This is a genomic window from Bacillus ndiopicus (assembly GCF_000612805.1).
Lineage (GTDB): Bacteria > Bacillota > Bacilli > Bacillales_A > Planococcaceae > Metasolibacillus > Metasolibacillus ndiopicus.
Window position 1 is genome coordinate 210,767 of record NZ_HG964407.1, and the last position, 23,431, is coordinate 234,197.

23 protein-coding genes are annotated in these 23,431 nt (G+C 36.2%); 8 read left to right on the forward strand and 15 right to left on the reverse strand.

The window, feature by feature from the left end; all coding sequences use genetic code 11:
- Positions 1-13 precede the first annotated feature (13 nt).
- The 8 genes from TY13_RS14365 to TY13_RS21070 form a co-directional block, all read right to left on the reverse strand.
- Positions 14-718: a phosphoadenylyl-sulfate reductase gene (locus tag TY13_RS14365; protein WP_042477399.1), complete on the reverse strand. Its 705-nt coding sequence runs from the start codon at positions 716-718 to the stop codon at positions 14-16.
- Positions 719-729: 11 nt separating this feature from the next.
- Entirely contained in the window at positions 730-1,803 is a 1,074-nt protein-coding gene (locus TY13_RS14370; protein WP_042477402.1) for a sulfate/molybdate ABC transporter ATP-binding protein, read from the reverse strand.
- Position 1,804: 1 nt separating this feature from the next.
- The gene (gene cysW / locus TY13_RS14375; protein WP_407637737.1) at positions 1,805-2,605 is read right to left on the reverse strand and encodes a sulfate ABC transporter permease subunit CysW; all 801 of its coding nucleotides are present in this window, start codon (positions 2,603-2,605) and stop codon (positions 1,805-1,807) included.
- Between the two features lie 59 nt (positions 2,606-2,664).
- A complete protein-coding gene (gene cysT / locus TY13_RS14380; protein ID WP_042477405.1) occupies positions 2,665-3,495 on the reverse strand; it encodes a sulfate ABC transporter permease subunit CysT in 831 nt (276 codons plus the stop codon).
- Between the two features lie 15 nt (positions 3,496-3,510).
- Positions 3,511-4,536: a sulfate ABC transporter substrate-binding protein gene (locus TY13_RS14385; RefSeq protein ID WP_042477412.1), complete on the reverse strand. Its 1,026-nt coding sequence runs from the start codon at positions 4,534-4,536 to the stop codon at positions 3,511-3,513.
- 415 nt (positions 4,537-4,951) lie between these two features.
- A complete protein-coding gene (locus TY13_RS14390; protein ID WP_042477415.1) occupies positions 4,952-6,193 on the reverse strand; it encodes an S-layer homology domain-containing protein in 1,242 nt (413 codons plus the stop codon).
- Between the two features lie 239 nt (positions 6,194-6,432).
- Positions 6,433-6,921 carry a nucleoside 2-deoxyribosyltransferase gene (locus tag TY13_RS21065; RefSeq protein ID WP_042477418.1) on the reverse strand — a complete coding sequence of 163 codons (489 nt, stop codon included), beginning with the start codon at positions 6,919-6,921 and terminating at the stop codon, positions 6,433-6,435.
- Positions 6,922-6,933: 12 nt separating this feature from the next.
- Positions 6,934-7,368, reverse strand: a complete 435-nt coding sequence (locus TY13_RS21070; protein ID WP_042477420.1) for a GNAT family N-acetyltransferase — start codon at positions 7,366-7,368, stop codon at positions 6,934-6,936.
- Between the two features lie 71 nt (positions 7,369-7,439).
- On the opposite strand from TY13_RS21070, the gene TY13_RS14405 reads away from it, so the two are divergent.
- The gene (locus TY13_RS14405) at positions 7,440-8,375 is read left to right on the forward strand and encodes a bile acid:sodium symporter family protein (RefSeq protein WP_042477424.1); all 936 of its coding nucleotides are present in this window, start codon (positions 7,440-7,442) and stop codon (positions 8,373-8,375) included.
- A gap of 146 nt (positions 8,376-8,521) precedes the next feature.
- Here TY13_RS14405 and TY13_RS14410 read toward each other — a convergent pair whose 3' ends face one another.
- Entirely contained in the window at positions 8,522-8,746 is a 225-nt protein-coding gene (locus TY13_RS14410) for a hypothetical protein (RefSeq protein WP_042477427.1), read from the reverse strand.
- Positions 8,747-8,757: 11 nt separating this feature from the next.
- On the opposite strand from TY13_RS14410, the gene TY13_RS21430 reads away from it, so the two are divergent.
- The 6 genes from TY13_RS21430 to TY13_RS14435 all read left to right on the forward strand — a co-directional run bounded on the left by TY13_RS21430 (position 8,758) and on the right by TY13_RS14435 (position 14,902).
- A complete protein-coding gene (locus tag TY13_RS21430; protein ID WP_456061799.1) occupies positions 8,758-8,898 on the forward strand; it encodes a CysS/YqeB C-terminal domain-containing protein in 141 nt (46 codons plus the stop codon).
- A gap of 188 nt (positions 8,899-9,086) precedes the next feature.
- Positions 9,087-9,683: a hypothetical protein gene (locus TY13_RS14415; protein WP_042477430.1), complete on the forward strand. Its 597-nt coding sequence runs from the start codon at positions 9,087-9,089 to the stop codon at positions 9,681-9,683.
- Positions 9,684-10,182: 499 nt separating this feature from the next.
- Positions 10,183-10,662, forward strand: coding sequence for a DUF6530 family protein (locus TY13_RS14420; RefSeq protein WP_042477434.1), 480 nt, complete (start codon positions 10,183-10,185; stop codon positions 10,660-10,662).
- Positions 10,658-12,058: an MATE family efflux transporter gene (locus TY13_RS14425; protein WP_407637738.1), complete on the forward strand. Its 1,401-nt coding sequence runs from the start codon at positions 10,658-10,660 to the stop codon at positions 12,056-12,058. Before TY13_RS14420 ends, TY13_RS14425 begins: the two co-directional genes overlap by 5 nt.
- A 424-nt stretch (positions 12,059-12,482) precedes the next feature.
- Entirely contained in the window at positions 12,483-13,781 is a 1,299-nt protein-coding gene (locus TY13_RS19905; RefSeq protein WP_052344345.1) for an S-layer homology domain-containing protein, read from the forward strand.
- A gap of 422 nt (positions 13,782-14,203) precedes the next feature.
- A complete protein-coding gene (locus tag TY13_RS14435) occupies positions 14,204-14,902 on the forward strand; it encodes a Dph6-related ATP pyrophosphatase (RefSeq protein WP_042477442.1) in 699 nt (232 codons plus the stop codon).
- A 50-nt stretch (positions 14,903-14,952) separates the two neighbouring features.
- Here TY13_RS14435 and TY13_RS14440 read toward each other — a convergent pair whose 3' ends face one another.
- Positions 14,953-16,206, reverse strand: coding sequence for a M20 family metallo-hydrolase (locus tag TY13_RS14440; RefSeq protein WP_052344346.1), 1,254 nt, complete (start codon positions 16,204-16,206; stop codon positions 14,953-14,955).
- Positions 16,207-16,355: 149 nt separating this feature from the next.
- Between TY13_RS14440 and TY13_RS14445 the strand changes: the two genes are divergently transcribed.
- Entirely contained in the window at positions 16,356-17,231 is an 876-nt protein-coding gene (locus tag TY13_RS14445; protein WP_230199449.1) for an alpha/beta hydrolase, read from the forward strand.
- A gap of 208 nt (positions 17,232-17,439) precedes the next feature.
- On the opposite strand, the gene TY13_RS14450 is transcribed toward TY13_RS14445, so the two are convergent.
- The 5 genes from TY13_RS14450 to TY13_RS14470 all read right to left on the reverse strand — a co-directional run bounded on the left by TY13_RS14450 (position 17,440) and on the right by TY13_RS14470 (position 23,429).
- The gene (locus tag TY13_RS14450; protein WP_042477445.1) at positions 17,440-17,895 is read right to left on the reverse strand and encodes a nucleoside deaminase; all 456 of its coding nucleotides are present in this window, start codon (positions 17,893-17,895) and stop codon (positions 17,440-17,442) included.
- Between the two features lie 22 nt (positions 17,896-17,917).
- Positions 17,918-19,366: an NCS1 family nucleobase:cation symporter-1 gene (locus TY13_RS14455; RefSeq protein WP_042477448.1), complete on the reverse strand. Its 1,449-nt coding sequence runs from the start codon at positions 19,364-19,366 to the stop codon at positions 17,918-17,920.
- 441 nt (positions 19,367-19,807) lie between these two features.
- The gene (gene arcC, locus TY13_RS14460) at positions 19,808-20,758 is read right to left on the reverse strand and encodes a carbamate kinase (protein ID WP_042477452.1); all 951 of its coding nucleotides are present in this window, start codon (positions 20,756-20,758) and stop codon (positions 19,808-19,810) included.
- Between the two features lie 29 nt (positions 20,759-20,787).
- Positions 20,788-21,951 (reverse strand): ankyrin repeat domain-containing protein, encoded by a 1,164-nt coding sequence (locus tag TY13_RS14465; RefSeq protein WP_052344347.1) that lies wholly within the window; start codon positions 21,949-21,951, stop codon positions 20,788-20,790.
- Positions 21,952-22,004: 53 nt separating this feature from the next.
- Positions 22,005-23,429: a YlbE family protein gene (locus tag TY13_RS14470; protein WP_042477458.1), complete on the reverse strand. Its 1,425-nt coding sequence runs from the start codon at positions 23,427-23,429 to the stop codon at positions 22,005-22,007.
- Positions 23,430-23,431 lie beyond the last annotated feature (2 nt).

The following is a 23,431-nucleotide window of genomic DNA, read 5'->3' on the forward strand; positions in this document are numbered from 1 at the left end:
AAATAGCTAAATCTCACTGGCTATGAAGCCCACACTCTGTTTTCCCCTGCCCTTGCCATCTACCTGAACGCAAATCTTCTAATGTAAATGCAGGCTTCGTGCAATGTGAGCAGCCAATGCTTGGATACCCTTGATCGTGTAGTACGTTATAAGTAAGCTCATGCTTTGACACATAGCGCCATACATCTTTCCATGTCCAATGAATAAGTGGGCAAATTTTCACAGATTGAAATCGACTATCCTTATTGATAAACTCTACATTTTTGCGTGTTTCAGACTGCTCACGACGCAAGCCTGAAATCCACGCTTTTGCACCTGATAGCACTTCATTTAATGGTTCCAATTTTCGAATATTACAGCATTGATTTGGATTTACTTCCCATAATTTTTCACCAAACTGCTGTGCTTGTTGCTCCAATGTCAATGCAGGTTTTTTTAGCACGATATTTAACGTTGGATATTTCTCACGCACACGCTCAATCGTTTCATATGTTTCTTTAAAATGTACATCTGTATCTAAAAAAACAATTTGTGCATCTGGCTGAACCTTTGCGATTAAATCAATTAGAACAATTCCTTCAATCCCAAAGCTACATGCATAAACAATATCTTTTCCATACTGTTGGTAGCTCCATTTAATGACCTCTAAAGCTCCTTTATATTGCTCATCTACTTCAAACACGATATCTGGATTTTCCCACGTATTATACGTTAACAAGCTATTCCCCCCTAAATAATGAAATCTTCTGGTATAAATACTTTCATTTCCTTTGGACTTACATAAACGATTTCTCCTACTTTTAAATCCAATTGCATAAACTCTTCTTTGCTTAACTCTACTTCGACATAAGCATCAATGTCCTCACGTCTCATCTCAATATGCCAAGTTGGCCCGATCGAATGCATAAATGTAATTTTTGCTGCGATTTCATCCTTACTTTGCCTTACACGCTCAACCGTTAGATGATGTGGTCGCACATATCCTACCGCGTCTGTCTCGTCTTTATCGATATAATCTGGTGCATCGAGCTGAGCACTGCCTAGATTTAATTTCCCTTGCTGTAGTCGACCGTGAAATAAATTCACGTTTCCTAAAAAGTCATAAACAAACGGGCTAACAGGTTTATCATAAACTTCTGAAGGAGTCCCAACCTGCTCTATCTTCCCTTTATTCATAATGACAATGCGGTCTGCAACGTCGAGTGCCTCCTCCTGATCATGCGTGACAAATACACTCGTTATATGCATTTCATTATGCAATTTACGCAGCCAACGACGTAATTCTTTTCTAACCTTCGCATCAAGCGCTCCAAACGGCTCATCTAGCAGTAGCATTTTCGGCTCCACAGCTAATGCTCGTGCCAGTGCTACACGCTGACGTTGCCCACCTGATAGCTGAGACGGATAACGATGTGCAAAGCCACTTAGCTTCACTAGTTCTAGAAGCTCATGTACCTTTTTCTCGATTTCTTGCTTAGATGGTCGCAAGCTTTTCTTTCGTATATTTAAGCCAAATGCCACATTATCAAATACCGTCATATGCTTAAATAAGGCATAGTGTTGAAAAACAAAACCAACATCTCGTTGATTCACATGCACTGTGCTTAAATCTTTCCCATCAAACGAAATGCTCCCTTCTTCAACCGACTCTAACCCTGCAATCATCCGTAAAAGTGTTGTCTTACCTGAACCAGATGGACCTAAAAGTGCAACTAGTTCCCCCTTTGAAATAGTTAAATTAATATTTTTTAATGCTTGAAATGAGCCATAGTGCTTTGTTACATCACGTATTTCGATAGACATCCTATTCACCTACTTGTTGTTTCTCTGTCTTATATTCAATAAATGACTTAATACTTAACGTTACCAAGGCCAATAATGACATGAGCGATGCTACAGCAAAAGCAGCGGAAAACTGATATTCGTTGTATAAAATCTCTACATGTAGAGGCATCGTATTAGTCATCCCGCGAATTCTTCCTGAGACAACTGACACAGCACCAAACTCACCAATTGCGCGAGCACTACATAAAATCATCCCGTATAATAGACCCCACTTTATAGTTGGTAAAGTGACAAGCATAAACATTTTCCAGCCGCTTGCCCCAAGAGAAATAGCTGCTTCTTCCTCTGCCTTTCCTTGTGTTTGCATAATCGGGATTAACTCACGCGCAATAAATGGCAGTGTAACAAACATCGTTACAATAATAATTCCTGGCACTGAAAAAATTATTTTTATACCCCAGTCCATTAATAACGAACCTAAAGCGCCTCGTGGACTAAAAAATAAGATAAAAATTAACCCAGCGATTACTGGCGATATAGCGAAGGGTAATTCAATTAAAGATAGTAATAGCTGTTTTCCTCTAAATTGAAATTTCGTAATACACCAAGCTGCCGCTATTCCAAACACCGTATTCAATGGAACCGTTATAATGACGACAAGTAGCGTCAGCTTAATGGCGGATAAAGCATCGCTATCTGTAATTGCCGCAAAATAAACTGCCGTTCCCTGCTCAAACGCTTTGACGAAAATAAAGATAAGCGGTACAAGTAGAAAAAGTGTTAAGTATAGGAGCATTAAAGAAATTAAAACCCCTTTCACTGCACTTTTCTGCCCTTTTACACGTCCAGAATTGTTGCTTTTCTCCACTTTCCTACCTCCTACTCCTCTTGTAATACATGCTTCTGGCTCCACTTTTGAAGGAAATTAATAAAAATTAAACAAATAAAAGAGACAACAAGCATAACAACGGCAATTGCCGTCGCACCAGCGTAATCAAACTGCTCTAGCTTCGTCATAATCATCAGTGGTGCAATTTCTGTTTTCATTGGCATATTCCCTGCAATAAACACTACAGACCCGTACTCCCCAAGCCCCCTTGCAAATGCGAGAGAAAACCCAGCTAATAAAGCTGGCAATACTTCTGGGAAAATAATTTTTCTAAAAATCTGTCCTTTCGTCGCTCCTAAGCTTGACGCAGCCTCTTCCACTTCACGTTCTAATCCTTCCAGCACTGGCTGAACCATTCGAACGACAAACGGTAAACCGATAAACATTAATGCCAGTGTAATACCAATTGGTGTAAACGAGATTTTAATGCCTATCGCGCTAAACCATTGACCAATCCAGCCATCCTTCGCATATAAAGTAGTTAATGCAATACCTGCTACTGCTGTCGGCAAAGCGAAAGGTAAATCAATAAGTCCATCTATTAATCTTTTCCCAGGAAAGCTGTAGCGAACGAGTACCCATGCAATTAATAAGCCAAATACACCGTTAAAAAGAGCTGCTGCAAATGCTGTAATAAACGAGATTTTATATGCATGCACTACACGCTCACTCGTCACAACCTTCCAAAAATCTACCCACCCTAGTTTAGAAGACTCAATAAATATCATTGATAACGGTATTAAGATAAATAAGCTTAAATACAGCGTTGTAATCCCCATCGACAAGCCAAAGCCAGGCAATACGTTCTTCTTTTTTTTCATTATTTATACCACCTCTTATTGCTCATAAATGGAATCAAAAACACCACCATCACTAAAGTGTGTTTCTTGAGCCTCTTGCCAGCTACCGAACTTCTCATCGATCGTAAACAATTTGATTTCCGGGAATTGACTATTATACTTTGCTGCAATTTCCTCTGCTCTTGGACGATAGTAATTTTTAGCTGCTATTTCCTGCCCGATATCTGTATACAAAAACTGCAAATAGGCTTCTGCAGCTTCTCTTGTACCTTTTCTATCCACATTTTTATCCACAACCGCTACGGATGGCTCCGCTAAAATGCTTATGGATGGTGCTACAACTTCAAATTCATTCTTTTTCATTTCTTTCAAAGCTAGGAGCGCTTCATTTTCCCAAGTAATTAACACATCCCCAATACCCTTCTCTACAAATGTTGTAGTTGAGCCACGTGCACCAGAGTCTAGTACTTCTACATTTTTATAAATGCTTGAAATAAATTCTTTTGCCTTTGTATTATCACCACCGAATTTTTCCAATGCATACCCCCAAGCAGCTAAGTAATTCCATCGAGCCCCTCCAGACGCCTTCGGATTAGGCGTAATAACCGAAACATCAGCCTTTGCTAAATCATCCCAATCTTTAATACCTTTTGGATTGCCTTTACGAACTAAAAATACGATTGTCGATGTATACGGCGCAGAGTTGTGCTCTAAACGATTAATCCAGCCTTCATCAATTAACTTTTTCTCTGCTATTGCATCGATATCGTATGCCAAGGCTAGCGTTACTACATCTGCATCTAACCCATCGATAACCGAACGTGCTTGACTTCCTGAACCACCATGCGATTGTTTAATTACTACTTTCTGCCCTTTCTCAGTTTGCCAATATGCCGCAAATTCTTTATTAAATTCATCATACAATTCACGTGTTGGATCATATGAGGCATTTAAAATTTCAACTTTATCTCCAGTTGAGGCTTCCTTATTAGCGCAAGCTGCTAACAAAATTAAAGTAGAAAAAATCACTACTAACCCTTTGAACAACACACGATTTTTCATTTAAAACATCTCCTTCTATAACTAATTATCCTTATTCGAAAAGTCCACTTTAAGATATTCTTCTTCCTGTTTAAACCCATTTCAGACAAAGCATTAACGGGCCCTTGCAAAAAAACCTTACACCCTTCACTTCAGCTTGATTGAACAAAAAAGACCACCCCATAGAAAAGAAATACTTCTTTTCTAAAGAGCGGCCTCTAGTTTTTCTAGTGAGCTACTACAATATAATTATGTTCTCCCTTTGATACAAAGGAATTTATCGATTTGGAAAAACTAAAACCAACTAATCTTATAGAAATAATTTAACATGGAAATAAAAAATGTCAATACATATTTTAGGTTTTTCAACAAAAAATATCTTTAATTCGTATGCTGTTCTTTAAATGAACGAGAATCAAAATCAAAGTAACATTTATTAATCTTTAGTGATGTACCATTGTGTTCCTAGGTCAAAATCAAAATACGTAATGAAATATTTTCCATCATATACGTCTCCGGTTTGAATTGTATAATTAATTATTGATATTAATTCATCATATGGCATATCAAGAGTAGTACTCATTGATTTTAATGCAACATTTCTATCATAACCTTCTCTATACAACAAGTGAGATCCACGAACATGAGATAAAGCATTTTGCTTTCTAAGCATATTTACTTTTCTCTCTTGATCATTTTCAACTTCAAGTAACGTTTTTCCTTGAGGTAATACGATATCATCTGTTGACTTATAATCAAATGTCTTAAGTTTCTTTAAATATGTAAGATCATTCGCTATCCAAAATGAAAGGACATCTTTTTGAGGAACATGAATTGATTTCAAATTTTTATAAATTATAGTTGTATTAGGAAAAGCAACGGCATATGATGCAACCATTTCAACTTCTTTTTGTTGTAACCCTGAATTTTTTGCAATTCCATTTGATATCTCATTTGCATATATATAAATAGAATCATGCAAAATTTGGACTGATTGATATTTTTCTTTATCAATCGGTATATCTATATCAGGTAACTCGTATTTAATGTATTGTTCTACCCCACCAATCTTCATTGCTCTGTATAAAAATGTTATAAACTGTGCTCTAGTCACCTTTTCTTTAGGTCTAAAATCATCAACTTTTGTTGTAATTCCTAACTGCGACAAAATTTTCACAGAGGCTTGATGACTTGGTGATACATTAGATAAATTCAATTTTACTTCATTATTTGAGTTAGATGTAAAGCCGAATGCACGAACTATAGTCGTTGCCATTTGTTCACGATTTAACTCACTATCATTGAAATAACCATTTTCACCTGTAAAAATTCCATTTTCTATTGTAGCTGCAAGTGGGATAACTAATGGGTTTGTTACATCTAAATCTTTAAATTCGGAAATAATCTCTTCATAGTTATCTTGTTCAGGTAACCCTAGCACACGATAAAATATAGCTGCTACTTCAGAGCGATTTATATAATCATTAGGTTTAAAAAGGAACCCCCCTTTTTCTCCTCTATAGCCTCCAATTAAACCATTCTCTCGCAATACTTCAATTCCTTCATAATGTGAGCTTGATGTATTAACATCGGAATACTGATATTTCGCATTGACTACTCCACTAAAAGAAAACAATACGACTAACATAATACACAAGCTAACTATTGATTTTCCCATTACATTACCTCCAAATATTATTCAAAATTCTTCCCCATTACGCCTTGGCTAACTCTAGTCCGGATTTTTTGGACAAACACTTAAAACCATCACTACACGCGCCAACAGTTAACTAACCTGCATCGTGCGAGCTTTGGGACAACACCTTGTTAATCACTTGGCTACTTACGCAGCAGATAAATATTTGCTGAATCAAGATAAAACTTTGTAATTGCACATTTGTAAACACAAGAGCTCTCCTAGTTATGTGGAACGGAAATGTTTTGTACTACCTTAACTACCTCATCAATTGTTGACACAATGCTGCCATTACGCTTAATTAAGCCCACAACAAATAGATTGCGGTAAATAAATTGATTTTCAACACCATCCTGTATAAGTGCATCGATTTTTTGTTGATTATCTCGACCTTGCTGACGCACATCTGTTAATAAGCCGATGATTGGGCGGTTTAACATCGAAAAAGCACCTATCTCAGCTGCCACACCTGAATCAATTTCGACACCATCTAACACTGCAATTAGCACGTCACTCTGCTCCAACATTTCTAAATCTGCCTGTGCAATCGCTAAACTATCCGCATATGCCGTTTTATCATTAATTGCATCATTTTCTTGTGGTACATACAAATCAATATTTGGTATTGCTTCACGTATTGCCTTTGCTAGTTGTTCATTGACATAGCGATCCCCTAATGAAAAAAGTCCATTTGCTAAATATGCTTTCATCTCATTTATCTCCTATACGAATGATTTCTCAAAAATAATTTTATGTCTACCTTTTGCATCAACAAACGTCGATATAATCTCGAAGCCATGCTTAATATTTGTTATTAGCATCGCCTTGCGATTATTGCGCCCATATGTGCGTACTTTTTTAATTCCCTGTCTCTGCACTTCCTCATGTTGTCGTACCATTAATTCACTTGCAATGCCACGCCCTCGCTGCTCCTCATGAACACCGCCTAACCAACTATAAAATACTTGGTCTGGATGTATATAACCTAGCTTAAATCCGACCATCTCACCTTCCTTCATTGCGAACAAGCAAAGTAAGCCTTTCTTATTTTCTAACTTTGCTAACGGTAGCTCGGCCCCCTTGAAAACATGGGCATGAAGCTCTTGTAATTGTGCTAAATATTTATATGGCACTCCTTCAACTATTACAAATTGCATTTTATTCACCCCTTATCATCTTAAAACAGCTATGCTACAATAGGTCTAAAAAATTAAAGAAGGTCTTTTATGTGCTCGAAAAACTAAATGTCTTTCTCCAACGATATATCGCTATTTTAACACCACTCAGTTTAGTTATCGGTGTGCTGTTCGAAAATATTTTGCATCACCTGCTTTTTCTCGTCGTTTGGATTTTTGCCTTTATGACATTTGCAGGTAGTCTACGAATGAAGTTTAAGGACTTAAATGTATTTATTAAGCACCCAATACTTATCTTAACATCGATTGCTTTTTTACATATATTAATGCCTATATGGACTTATTTTTTATCTTCTTTACTTATCGATGACCATTTGTTAATAATAGGCTTCGTGTTATCTGTCGCTGTGCCAACAGGTGTAACAAGCATAATATGGATTACTGTATGCAAAGGAAATATTCCACTAGGCTTGTCGATTGTGCTAATTGATACATTGCTAGCACCTATTATTATGCCTGTGCTATTATTTGCCGTTTCAGGAGAAAAGGTTCAGCTACAACTCTCTTCATTAATGACAAGCCTAATCTTCATGATCGTTTTACCAACGCTAGTAGGGATTGGCGTAAATGAACTATCGAAAGGAAAAATACCACATAAAATCGCAGGCAAATTAGCACCCTTCTCTAAGCTCGCTTTATTCGCAGTTATTATGATTAATAGCAGCACAATTGCACCATATTTGAAAGAGCTTAATATGGAGCTCCTCTTTGTCATTATGCTCGTATTACTTATTGCAATCTGCGGTTATATTTTCACATTGCTCATTGGGCGTTATTTTTTATCCGACAGTGCGCAAATGATTGCATTTGTTTATACGGGGGGTATGCGCAATATTTCCTTAGGTGTGGTTATTGCCACAACTTACTTCCCGCCTAAAGTGGCGATGCCTGTTGTTTTTGGAATGCTATTTCAACAAGTGTTAGCATCTGTTGTTAGTAAAGCTTTCACATTCATCAAAACTACGTAAACATTTAATAAAGGGCAGTTAGAAAAGTAGGCTTACACCTGTATTTCTAACTGCCCTGCCTTATTTCCTTGAAGTATTTATTACTTAAAACATTACCGACCCTAAGAGGTATATTTCTTTTTAATAACTACCTAACAAGTCCCTTTTTATAGCTCATACTTTACTACAATATCATTTAATGCTTGGCTTAAGTCTGTTAATTGTTCAGCAGAAATAACAACTTGTGAAATCGCGCCAACTTGCTCATCAATTGAGGCTGTAATTTCCTCTACGGCCGCTGCTGTTTGAGCAGAAATATTTGAAGCGTTATAGGCAGTTTCTGTAATAACTTTATTTTGCTGTGTAATTAATGCTAACTCTTGATTTAGCATTGTAATGGCCTGTGCGATTGTGCCAAGCTCTGCGAGGCGAAGAAAAAGAAAAAGTTGGTCAGCTGCTGGAAGATTTAAGCGAGCTAGGTATTATCGTGAAGGATCAAGGTGACAAGCAGTATATTCGGTCAATCAATTACCTAAAATTGTAACTCATTTCCATTCGATAGGTTATCTTCAATACCATGGGCAATATTAGATACTAAGTAATAGGAAGAAGTTGAAGTGGTATTTAAGAATCACAAAAGAGAGTAAAATATGTTGGTAACACACTTTTTTTCCTATCCTTAGAAGTTGTATAATAGTAAAATATAATTATATCACTTTGGGAGGAATACATATGTTTATAAAAAGGATTTTGCTACTTTGTTTTGCTGTTTTATTACTGTCTGCCTGTGGAGATAAAGAAAAAGGCTTTAAAGAAGGCACATGGGGAATGAAGATGGAAAAAGTAATTAGTAATGAAAAGAAAGTTGGTAATGAGCTTTACACTGAAGACACCTCAGATGATGATGAAATTACTATAGAATACGAAGACGTAGTAGTAAATGGATATTTAGCAGATGTCCAGTATATTTTTTATAATGAGATTAGTAAGTATTTAATGTACCCAGGTGATTTTTCGAATGACGAAGAAAGTATAAAAGAATTTAATAGTCTTCCTGATGATGTAAAATTTAATGATTTTATATTAATAGAGGGGGAATACTTCTTTAGGGATATAGACGAAGAAGATAGCAAAGAAATCTATGAGTCATTAGTCGCGAAATATGGTGAACCAGGCACAGAAGATGAAGACTCTGTTCTCTGGTATACTGAAGCCACTCGTATATATTTCAATAAAAGTGATTACGTATCCTACAGTGCAAGTATTGATTCAGTTGAAGATTTTATGAAATTAAATAAAAAATCCAATGGAAAAAAGAATGATTTATAGTAAAACAGCAAGAGATTAGGGCATAAGTAGTCTCAAAAAGAAATGAAAAAAGTGAAATCACACCGTTGATTTCACTTTTTATTCGTTTAGAAATATATCGACAAGATTTCGCCTCTTACCGCATATTTATGAAAATTCCATACCATTTGTGCAAGACTAATTTCTTTTTCAAGTTGCAATATATCATCAACAGTCATTGAAATGAAAATTAAGATACTTCCAGGTTGTAAAAGAGGTGTCTAAAATTGTCCTACAGGCAACCAATCATAAAATGAACTTGTAGAAGCATAGCAACCTCTCTTAAATTTTCTTATGCGACATAAATAAACCCCATCAACTATTTTTTTGTTAAAGCAATTGTTTCATCAATATCGGACACTAAATGCATATTCTCCTCATACCCATTTATAATTTATTGACTTTTGATTTAGACAATGTTATTTTTACTAAGTCAGTAATTTAGTAAATTACTAAATCTAAATCGAAAGGAAATGTGATGATGAAAATACCTACACATTTAAAACATAAACCTGTAATCGTTGCAGAAAACTATGCAAATATTGATGGACGTACAGCCTACAAAACAGATGCACAAGGCTTGTCGCTTGGTCTAGCACAATGGAATGACCGTGGGAAAGTCGATATTTCTGCAAAAGTATGGCGTCATACAGGTGGTAAATGGTCTCGTCAATCTGAGGAATTGCCTTTACACCGTGTATTGGATCTTGCTATTTTAGTTTGTGAGGCCCAGCTACACTTCAAAGATGCTTATCGCTATGAAAATTTATACGATGAAGCCAACCCTGTTATTAAACGCGTAGGCTTACAGGGTGACGCAATGACAGTAGAAGTATGCACAGAAAATGAACAAATTAATGAAGATATTAAACTTTTCAACCAGGCATTAAGCGAGGATGGGGAGCTCATCGGTGAACGTTTACGCACCTTGTCACGTATTTTAAAAGAAATGGGTTATTAAACCTTATGAGGATATTGAAATGAATGGACAATTATTACAAGATGATCAACAACTAAGGAAAGCATTTTTTAAGTTTTTAATTCCTGTTATGCTAGCAAATGTGCTGCAATCATTAGGGCAGGTTGTTGCAATGTTTATTGTTGGACGCAATCTAGGTGATGATGCGTTAGCAGCTATTGCAGCCTTCTTCCCATTTTTCTTCTTTTTAATGGCCTTTGCAATAGGTATAGGCTCAGGTAGTTCCATTTTAGTTGGGCAAACATACGGTGCTGGCAATCATGAAAAAATGAAGGAAGTTGTCGGCGTTACATTAGCATTTACAACGATTTTATCCATTGCAGTAGCGCTTTTTGGTGCCTTTTTCATTGAATGGATTTTACGCTTTATGCAAACGCCTGCAAACATTTTAAGTATGAGTGTAAGCTATGCAAAAATTTTATTCATAACACTACCAGTTTTATTTTGGTACCTGACATATACCACATTTATTCGAGGTGTGGGTGATTCAAAAACGCCGTTTATTTTTTTAGTAACGAGCGTTGTATTAAATATTGCCTTCCTTCCACCACTGATTTTTGGTTGGTTTGGCTTACCTGCATTCGGCTTAAACGGTGCTGCATACGCTTCTGTACTATCAAATCTAGTAACGATGATTCTACTGCTTGCTTATTTGCATAAAACGAATCATCTTTTACGCTTAGATAAATCCGTTTTACAGCATTTTAAATTAAAAAAGGATATATTAATTTCATTATTTAAGCTTGCGATACCAGCAAGTATTAGTATGGTTGCTGTTTCAGTTGCAGAAATTGCTGTTATAGGCTTTGTTAATGCTTATGGATCAAGTGCAACAGCTGCCTATGGTGTTGTAAACCAAGTAGCTAGCTACGCACAGGTTCCTGCAATGAGTATTGCCATCGCTACATCCGTCTTTGTTGCACAAGCATTAGGTGCAAGCTCAACAGAAATGATTCAAAAAATTCGTAGCATCAGTGTGAAAATTAATTACATTTTAGGTGGAGCAGTCATTTTAGTAACATATATATTTGCAGAGCCAATTCTATCACTCTTTATTACTTCAACTGAAACAGTCGATATTGCGAAAAATTATTTAATGATTACGTTTTGGAGCTATTTAATATTTGGACATACACAAACTGTTTCTGCAACGATGCGAGCAACAGGTGTTGTATTATGGCCAACTATTTTCCTAGTATTAACAATCTGGTTAGTAGAAGTACCTGTGGCATTCTATCTATCACATTATACAGCACTTGAATTGAATGGTGTTTGGATTGCATACCCTATTACATTCTGCGTTCATTTCATAATGCAATATGCTTATTTCAAACTCGGATGGCAGAAGCGAACTTTAAAGGCGATGCTAAGCGAGTAAATGAAAAACCCTGCAACGGAAATTTTCGTTACAGGGTTTTTAACTATTTCACTCTTGATAACGTCATTCCATCACCAAGCGGGGCAAGTATCAATTACAAGCGAGAATGTTAGTATCTAAAGCTGGCGTTCTATTTACTGAAAAAATCTCAATTAAAAGCTCCTCTCCTCCACACAATGGAGATTAGTTAACCATGTGTGTGACATAACAGTTTTCGCTTTTTAGCCCCAAAAAGCTCACAGAGATGCAATTGATGTAACGATCCCTCCAACTAGTCAAAAAGTCCATGTAACACAACTTCAAAACTAATTCTTTATTGTTAACTAAATTCTCAAAAATACCTCTTATAACCTTTTATATTTGTTATAATTCAAACATAAGTAGTATTTAAATATTAGCATTATAGAAAATGGAGGAGTCTATATTGAAAAAGTTTTTATTAATTTTAATATTTTCAGTTATACTTATTAATTCCCCAACAGCATATGGAGCTTATTTTAAAGATATTTCTAGTTCACATCCAAACCATAAGGATATTACAGAACTTTTCAATCAGGGCATAATAAAAGGATATTCAGATAATACTTTTAGACCTAATTCGCATGTAACTAAATCTCAAGTAGCAATAATGATGGTGCGTGCTCTCCAAGCTCAAAATAAAACCGCAAAAGACCCAGGTTTTAAAGACGTTGCAAAAAAGCACTCTGCTTTTAAAGAAATTTCAATTGCTACTGATTTAGGTTTGTTTCCTAAACAATCATATTTTAAACCTGACGAAGCAATAACTAGAGGTGAAATGGCACGAGTTTTAACTAAAGCATTCAATCTTACTAATTCTAATGTTTCAAATCCTTTTAAAGACGTTGCAAAATCTTATGAATACTATGATTACATTACTATCCTTTATTCTTCTGGGGTAACAAAAGGATACGAAAATAATACTTTTAAGCCTAATAACCCATTAACACGAGCTCAGTTCAGTACGTTTCTTAATAGAGCTATGCAAATTTCAAACAATCAATTTGAATCTGAAAATAAAAATTCACTAGAAAAGCAAAACCCAACCAAAAAACTTGATGTAGAAATCCTAAGCATTAAACAAGACAAAGAAGATAGTATATTTATTAATTTTTCAAAACCAACTGATGTTTACTATGAAATATATATTGATGGAAAAAAAGTACAACACGTAACTTTCGGAGAATTAAAAATGACTGCAAAACACCAAGTATTCTTAAATGAACGCTTTTATGGTGAAAAAGAGATTCGCATTAATTTAATTCAATCAGATAATATCGTTTCGACTTATACGCAAACACTTGAATTTAATAAAGATAATGAGAAACCTACATTAAAGGAAATTTCTTTCTCTGAAAATCATCACGGCACTGTGTATATACGTTTTACTTTTAATGAAGATATTATACTATCTGATAAGGCAGGTAGTTTCGAATTAAAATATGTTTTAACTAATAGTAACGGAGAGCGAATTAGAGGTAATCGTGTAATTGATACGTCTGATTTAGTCAATATTGGCTCATCTATTAGCCAGTCATTAATGGTAGCTTCTAAAAATGAATGGCCGCTTGAATTTTCAATAACGGCAAAAAATGATGTTCTTGTTATTGATAAATACGGCAATAATGGACCAAAAGAAATATATGTTAAATTTAGCGGCACTAGTTTAAATGACATAAAATACGAATTCCAAGAAATTTATTAAGCTATTTATACAATTTTAAAAATGCAGGATTTTGTGCAAAATCTTGCATTTTTCTTAATTACACCTCAACTAACCTGAGTCAATTTTTTTGTTGGCGAGGGAAACCTCTTCAAAATCTGTGACATCCGCTAGGGCTTTGGCGCAGGTCACTCAGTCGTTGTACGCGTAAGTAGCGTTCTTAGACTGAGTTCCTCTTTCTCAGCATGAGTTTGTATACCCACTGAATCATAGAAAATAAAATGGGCATTCATCTAGCTGCCTATAGGAGTGGAACTTTTTATATTTATACCTGACGAGTTGTTTTTTGTACAGAAAAGCATTGCTGAATCAAGATAGAAAGGCCAAACTAGTTATCTAAGAAACACTGACCAGCAATATCATGCTAAAATAACGATATAAACAAAAGCAAGGAGTACATAACTATGACAAACTCAAAAAAGTGGAAAACAGGTGCAGATGGACAAAAATTTGTAGCCTCTTTTAGCGGCGGGAAAGATAGTACATTAGCTTTGTATGAGGCCATGAAAACCGGAAAAGCAATCGGCTTAATTATTGTACTTGAAGAAGACGGAACACGCTCTCGCTCACACGGTATGACAGTGGATTTAATAAAAGCGCAAGCAGAATCAATCGGTTTACCAATTCATTTAACTGCAACAAGCTGGACAAACTATGAAGTAACTTTTATTGAAATGCTTAAGAAAATGAAAGCCTTGGGAGCAGAGGCACTTGTAACAGGGGATCTTGATATGCCTGAGCATGGCTGCTGGCATGAAAAAGTTGCAAATATTGCAGGCCTAAAGCTTGGAATGCCTTTATGGGAAGTAAATCATACAGAAGTGGTAGAACGCTTTATTAACCTAGGCTTTAAAACCATTATTACAACGGTTAATTTAACTTTCGGAATGCAAGAAAGCGACTTAGGGAAAGTTTTAACGCATGAATATGTACAAGAGCTAAAAGAACGTGGGATTGATCCTTGTGGAGAGAGTGGCGAGTTCCATACAACGGTTATTGATGGACCTATTTTCAAACAGCCCATCGCAATTCAGAAAGGTGAAATTATACGCGACGGAGATTATGCCTTCTTGCCATTAACGTTAGAGACAAAAGCAGAATAGTACACGCCATAACAAAAGGGAGCTCGCATTTTAGCTAGCTCCCCTTTGCTTTATAAATTTGTTGCATCTGCTTTACTGTAATGTAAAACAGCCTGCTCTAATACATCAATCCCTAGCATGATATCATCCAGAGATGTGAACTCATTAGGGTGATGGCTTAGACCGTCTACTGATGGGATAAAAATAAGACCTACTGGGCATAGTTTTGTCATATTCATCGCATCGTGCCCTGCACCGCTTTGCATCACTTGATAAGAAATATTTTTATCTTCGCAAATATTAATAATTTGCTCATTAATTGCTTCTGATAGTAGTACAGGCTCCTCATTACTGATTTCTATACTTTCAATATCTAACTGTCGGTTTATTTTTATTTCTTCAATTGTTGCATTTAAATAATCTAGAACACGCTGTCTAGATGCCATAGAAGCTGAGCGTATATCGATTTTGGCTTCTACATCGCCTGGTACTACGTTCATTGCACTATTGTGCACCTCTAAAACACCCAGCGTTGCTACAGTACCAAATTCCTCTTCTTGCTTAGCTGCTTTTTCCAGTGCTAATGTTATTTCAGAGGCTCCTAATAAAGCGTCTCTTCTCATTCCCATAGGTGTTGTACCAGAGTGAGAGGCTTTACCTTTTATTTTTAAATGCAGTCGCAACGGAGCCGCAATGCCTGTGACAATTCCTATTTTTTTCTCCTGGTTAATCAGCACAGGGCCTTGTTCAATATGCAATTCAAAAAAGGCCTTAAACTCTTCGTTTACACGACTTGCTTGCTCTACACTGTTAAAATCTAATGCACATAAAGCAAAAGCTTTTTCCATCGTTACGCCATCTTTATCTGTTATATTACGATAACGGTTATGATCAAATTTACCAACCATCGCTTTACTTCCTACTGTTGATACACCAAAGCGAGCTGACTCCTCGCAGGCAAATGAAATAATTTCTATCGGATGATCCGTTTCAATTTCTTTTTCATTTAATCTTCTAATAATCTCTAGAGCAGCTGTTACCCCTACAACACCATCATACTTTCCAGCTTGATAAACTGTATCCAGATGAGAGCCAATAACAACAGGGGGTAGCCCTTTTACTTTCCCCTCTCGTCTTGCGATAACATTACCACATTGATCCATATGAATTTTCAAGTGCTCGCCCATACACATACGCATAAAGGCATGTGTACAGCTTTGCTCCTCATTTGAATAGGCCAGCCTTGTAATACCTGCAGTACCCTCGTCCGAATTATATTGATTAATATTATTAAACAATAGCTCATACCTTTTCTTACTATCCATACAGCAACTCCTCCTTGCTACTATGCCATTGTAAAGTCATCACAAGTAAAACAGTGATTTCTTGTGCATACTATACAATGGTGTAACTTTCTTATAATGCTATACTTTATCCATACTACATTTACTTGATTGGACGTGAATTTGTACACATGATGAAAAAAACAATCGTTTATAAAGCAACTAATCAATTTACTTTAGAAGCTGATTTTTATGAATCTAATCGACCAAATGCCCCTGTTATTGCATATATCCACGGTGGTGGCTTGCTTTGGGGTGAAAAGGAAGAAATTAGCGACGATTTGATTCAGCTATACACAAACAATGGCTACGGACTATTTTCTATTAATTATAGACTAGCTCCCGAAACAAAAATAGAGCATATTTTGGATGATGTACAAGATGCTTTAAATTGGTTAACAACAGAGGGGCCAAAAGAATTTTCCATTGATGCTAGCAAAATAGCAGTCATCGGTAGTTCAGCAGGAGGCTTCCTCGCTCTTAGCACTGGTATATTTGCCACAAAGCCACGCGCCATTGTGTCATTTTACGGCTATGGCGACATTAGTGCCGACTGGGCTACAAAACCAAATAGTCATTATTGTGAAAAAGATAAAGTATCAAAAGAAATGGCTCAACAGCTTATTGGTAACGCCGTTTTAACAAATGCATCTGTAGAAGAACGCTTCCTTTTATATTTATATGCTCGCCAAACAGGTGAATGGATTCAGCTAATAACTGACTTAAATCCAGCTTTGCATGTAGATGAATTAAAAAAGCTTTCTCCAATGTATAATGTTTCAGCAGATTACCCCCCTACTTTGTTATTGCATGGCACAAAGGATGTAGACGTTCCTTATTTACAATCTGTATTTATGAGAGCCGCGCTTATTAAAGAAAACGTGAAAGCTAAATTAATTACCATTCCAAATGGTGAGCATGTATTCGAGCGAGACTTCCACAATCCTACTGTACAAAATGCATTGCAAGAAGTGCTTGATTTCCTGCATATCCATTTAAATGATTAATAGAAAATAACCTTTATCCTTCTTATGTAGGGATTAAAGGTTATTTTCTATTACGACTAACACATGTAAGGAAAATTTATACACAATCTCGAACATATAAAAGCATATGAAAATGTCCTCCGAAATAGAGGAACTCTGCTTTTGTTGTATTTTTGACAAAAGCAGAGTCATTTCAAGTGTTAAGCTCAAAGCCTTTCACTTTACGCTCTTATTTTTCTTCGTTTAGTTTGTGGAAGTGAGTCCATAGATTATCGCAATCTTCTCTTTCTTCCACTTTAATCATATTAACAACGCTTGTATCTGAACCATCTAAGTACTCACGTAAATGAATATCTGAGAATCCATGCTCTGCGGCATCATGACGTGTGCTGCAATAGTGCACTTCTTTCACACCTGACCAAATAATAGCTCCCATACACATTGGACATGGCTCACATGTAGCGTAAATTACGCAATCTGATAAATCCATTGTACCTAATTTTTCACATGCTACACGAATCGCTACCATTTCGGCATGTGCTGATGGGTCTGTATCTTTCATCATTGTATTGCTAACCGCTGCAATTACTTCATCTCCACGTACGATTGTTGCTCCAAATGGTCCACCATGACCTTTATTCATACCTTCAATTGTTGCGTCTACTGCCATTTTCATGTAATCCATTGTTATGCCCCCTGTTTAACTGTTAATTACTTTTTTTCATTGTTGTACTTAAAATTGTATAAAGAACAAACGATACTATTAGCCCACTAAAGAACGCAAATTTATTTAATGTCACTAAGAATGGTACGCTTTGTAAAAATGCACCTGACATTGGAAGAATAAAGCTTATAGCTAAAACAATCATCGCGATTGGGTTATAGCCATTTTTATATTCACCATTGCTTCCTTGTGGTACATAAATATTATCTAAATTCAACTCGCGTTTGCGGTGAATATAAAAACTAGATAGCATAATACCTGCAATTGGACCAAATATTGAACCGATAAAGCTATAGAAATAGAATAATGTATTGGCGCTTTCAACAAGCTTCCAAGGTAAAATGATTGTTCCAATAACTGCAGTTAAAATACCTGCTGATTTTATAGTAAATACTTTTGGCAATAACGCTGACATTTGCAAGCCTGATGGTAGCAAATTCGCATAAACTACGAAGGAAATCGCTCCAACATTAAGCGCTAAAATTAAAACAACAACTGCAAATGTACTTTCCATTTTATCTAATGCATAAACAATATTAAAAATTGGTTCACCGAATGCAATTTCTGTACCTGCAATTAAGCCTACACAAGTAATTGCGAACAGCACATACGACAAGATGAAGCCTAATGGTAGGCCAATAATTACATCTTTTGGCGATTTAGCACGGTGTGTGAAATCAGCCATATTAACAACTGGACCAGCCCAGTTAGATACTAAAGCACTTACACAAGCAATAAATACTAGGATGCTTCCATCTGGATTTGCTGGTACGTAGTCTAAAATTGGACCAAATCCACCTGCGATATTAATTGCCCAAACAGCTGCACCAATAATAAAGATATAAACAATTGGTGAAGCCCAGTTACCGAATTTACCAAGGAACTTCATTCCACCTAAAAATAGTAAAACTGTAATTACCCAAAGGATTGCATAAGAAATCATTGTAGGTAAATTTAAACCGAAAATATTAAAGTCTCCTCCAAGCTCCATATAGCTTGGGAAAAATCTAGCGAAAATTACATTTAATGATTCTGCACCAACGACAGTGGTCGTTCCAAAAAACACGATACCCGCTACTAACCCACGACATAATGCAGGTATAATTGCTCCTTTTACACCAAAGGAATCTCTTAACAGCATTGCAAAAGGGACACCATATTTAGAAGCTGAGTATCCATTTACAACATAGAAAAACGATACGATGATAGCTGACAGCATAACTGCTAGTAAAACTTGCTTCGTATTCAATCCTAAAGCGAAGAACCCAGCAACTGTCATATATGACATAATGTTATGAACAGCACCCATCCAAAGTGTTACATAATTGGACATTTTCCAATCCCTTTGCTTTGGGGTTTTTGGTAATAAATCTTCCGCATAGCCATAAGACTGATATCTTTCATAATCCTGCTCTAATTTTGTTTGTTGCATGGCTAATACTCCTTACTTTCTTGATTTTTTTTGAAAATAAACCATTGATAACGCTTTCATTTGACTAACATAAAATAAGTATTTTGTGGGTATTTCGCGCTATAAACTTTTTTATTCCTCTGTAATCAATTTATATAATATGCATAAATTTGTCATTGTACATGTAGTACAAATAATTACGCTTCTATTGGTCATGCTATACAAGATTTAGAATAATTATTATACCCAGGTTACCATTCTGTTAACCATAGAATTTTTGTTCACTTTATACAACGATTTACAACTTATTTAGAGTCCGCCAAACTTTCGTAGGATATTTCCTACAAATTTATGTCTTCTGTTGAACCTTAATTGGAAAACACAAATTAATGTAAAAAGAGTGCTAGAAAAGTCGATATTATCAGAACTTTTCAGCACTCTCGCTATACTTACTTTTTAACACTAATTAATAATATGTGTACCAGCTTTTTCATTAATTGCATCTTTTAAGCTTTCAGGATTCGTAATAATTACTCGCTTCCCGCCTTCTTCAAGGAAGTTTAAGCTTGCTTCGATTTTTGGTAACATACTACCTGCTGGGAAATGATTCTCTGCTACAAATTGCTTCATTTCTTCTACATTTGTTTTATCTAATTCACGTTGGTTTGGTTTACCAAAGTTAACGTACACGCTTGAAACACCAGTTGTAATAATTAATGTTTCTGCTCCAATTTGCTCTGCTAAAAGGCTAGTTGCAAAGTCTTTATCGATTACTGCGTCAATACCTTCATAAGTATTATTAGCTGATTTGACTACAGGAATACCGCCACCGCCAACTGCGATTACGATAAATCCATTTTCGATTAATGATTTGATTGCATCTTTTTCTACAATATTAATTGGTTTTGGTGAAGGAACTACTCGACGATAGCCACGACCTGAATCTTCAATAAATGCCCAATCTGGATGTTCTTGCTTCATTTTTTCAGATTGCTCTAGCGTGAAGAATGACCCTACAGGTTTTGTTGGATTTTGGAAATTCGGATCTTCCGCATTCACTTCTACTTGTGTAATTACTGTAGCAACCTTTTTGTTAATTCCTCTTTTAGAAAATTCATTTGTTAATGCTTGTTGGATTAGGTATCCTATACCGCCTTGTGTATCTGCTACACAGTTTACTAATGGGATTGCAGGCATTCCTGCCACTTCATTAGCGATTTCAGATCTTCTTAAACCAAAGCCTACCTGTGGTCCGTTACCATGTGTTACGACTACTTGATAGCCCTCTTGCACCATATCGGCAATATGTCCTACTGTTTCTTGTACAGCTTCAAATTGATCTTGAATTGAATCACGACCGTTTTCTTGTACTAACGCATTGCCTCCAATAGCAACGATTGTTACTTCTCCCATTGTTATTCCTCCTGTAATATCAACACAACTTATTTGTTTAATAATGCAATAGATTGTTCTTTATGAGCATGATATAGAGGATTTGTAGGGTCATTTTTAATAGCATTTTCAATCGCTTCAATAGCCTCTTTGTGCTTACCTAAAGATCTTAGGCTGTTCGCTTTATGGAAAGAGAAATCATAGCGATTTGGCTGTAATGCTAATAATATGTCCATCTCTACAACCGCTTCTTCATGTCGTCCAAGCTCTCTTAAATAATTTGATTTATGGTAACGATAAAATGTTTCGTTCGGATTTAATTCACATGCTTTATCATATTCCATTAATGCTTTTTCAGGTTGCTTCCATAATCGCAAGCAGTTTGCTGTATAGAAATAAAAATCTAAATCATCTGGGTTAATAATTAATGCTTTGTTGAATTGCTCTAAGGCTTCTTCATAACGCTTTAATTCCTGTAGGAAATAGCCTTTGTAGTATAGGTAGTCAGTATTTTGACTATCGCTCTTTAGTGCCTTGTCGATTACTTCGATTGCCTGCTCATATTGATCTGTATTAGCTAACGCTTTCGCTTCCACAATAAATTCATCAGTCTCTACAAACTGCTTCTGCAGAATGCTAATAACTTTTGTTTGCTGTAGCTCCTGTGCATGTACAAGAGAGGATTTACCATCACGGTCCTGTAGGTGCACATCAGCACCAGCAGCAACAAGTGTTTCAATAATATTTGAGTACAATCGACCGCCGTTACCTAAAATAACGGATTCTAGAAGCGCCGACCATCCTAAATTATTGACATGGTTCACTGGCACACCAGCATCAAGACAAACTTGTACAGTTTTCAAATAACCTTTTTCACTTGATGGTAATAAAGCTGTACCACCAAAGCGATTAACACTACCTAACTCCGCCCCTCCAGCAATCATGAGCTTAACAATTTCATGAAAACCATTCGCAGCAGAACAAATAAACGGTGAAAGCTGAGTAATATCTCTTGTATTGACATCACTACCTGCATCAATTAATGCTTTTACAGCAGCTACCTGATTTTTTTGAGTAGCAGCCATTAATGCTGTACGCCCTAGCTCGTCTTTATAATCAACGCTAGCACCTTCACCTAATAGCTTTGTAATTGCAGCAACATCTCCCGCTTCACTTTCTTGAATTAGTTGTATATTCAAGGCTTGATGGTCCACAGTAGCTCTCTCCTCATATATGAAAGCCCTAAACTAGGTTTAGGGCCTACTTTTTATAGATTTTCTGTTAATGCGATAATCGCTTTTTCAAATGCTTCCATTGGTGGGTATGTGATACCTGCACCAATCATACCGATACCAGCATCTTTATGCGCAATCGCAGTATTGATAACTGGTAATACACCTGTTTGAAGTACTTTTTGAATATCAATACCAGTTGGAATACCCATAAAGTCTAACATTGGAATCGTTACATTTGGGTTTTCTGTTGTTGTGATTTCTTTCATTTTTGTTGAATAGCCAATTGCATCTTCAACTGTACCACCAACTAATGCTACGATTGCAGGTGCAGTCGCCATTGCGAAACCACCAATTCCGTATGTTTCTGTAATAGCGCTATCACCAATATCAAGACCTGAATCTTCAGGTTTGTAACCTGCAAACATTGGGCCAACTACTTTTTGGGCTGGACCTGTAAACCATGTGAAGCCTGGCATACCACTTACACGAATACCAAACTCAACACCATTACGTGCCATTGTTGTTACAATTGTACTGTTTTCAATACCGTGTGCAGCATCAAGAGCACATTTACTTAGTGCCATCCATGTTGGACCTGAGAAGTAATCACTACTTGCGATAAAATCAAATACTTCTTTTTGTTGCTCAACCGTAAAGCTAGTTTGGATTAGGTATGGTGTTAACGCTTGTACAAGTAAAGTTGTACCTGCAACATTTCGGTTATGACACTCATCACCCATATGCAATGCTTGTGCAAGCATTAAGCGTAAATCAATACCTTCTGGATTTAATTCCATTGCCTCTTTTAACATTGGACCTAATGTATCGCGCATCCAAATTAGACGATTAATAACGCTCTCATCATTAGCACCCATACGAAGAATTTTAGATAATTGCTCACTTAAGTTTGTATAAGCAATGTTTCCGTATGTTTTGTTTTCCACAATGTGCATATACATTGATGCTGATGTTACACCTGCCATTGAACCTACACAGTTATGCTCGTGGCAAGGTGCGAAAGTAATTTCGCCAGATGCTGCTAGCTCTGCCGCTTCTTCTAAATCTTTTGCTAATCCTTCAAATACAAGTGCGCCTGTAACAGCACCTTTCATAGGACCATTCATTTTGTCCCAAGTAATTGGAGGACCCGCATGTAAAATTGTCTTTTTCGTCATTCCAGGAACAACATTAATCGCTTGGTCAAAGCCAATTAAGACAGGTTGAGAATTCACGATACGCTCAACTGCTAATTTATTTGCAGCTTCGATTTTTTCTGCTAATGCTGGATCTTCTAATTTATCTAAAGCAGCAATAATTTCTGGGTTACCTCTACCAGGTGGTGCCCATTCTAAATGTGTTACTGTTGCATTTTGTTGTGACAGGTCATCTTTAAAAGATTCAATACCTACATTAATAACATTTAATTTTGAATTAAAAAGCTCGTTAATTTTCGACATGA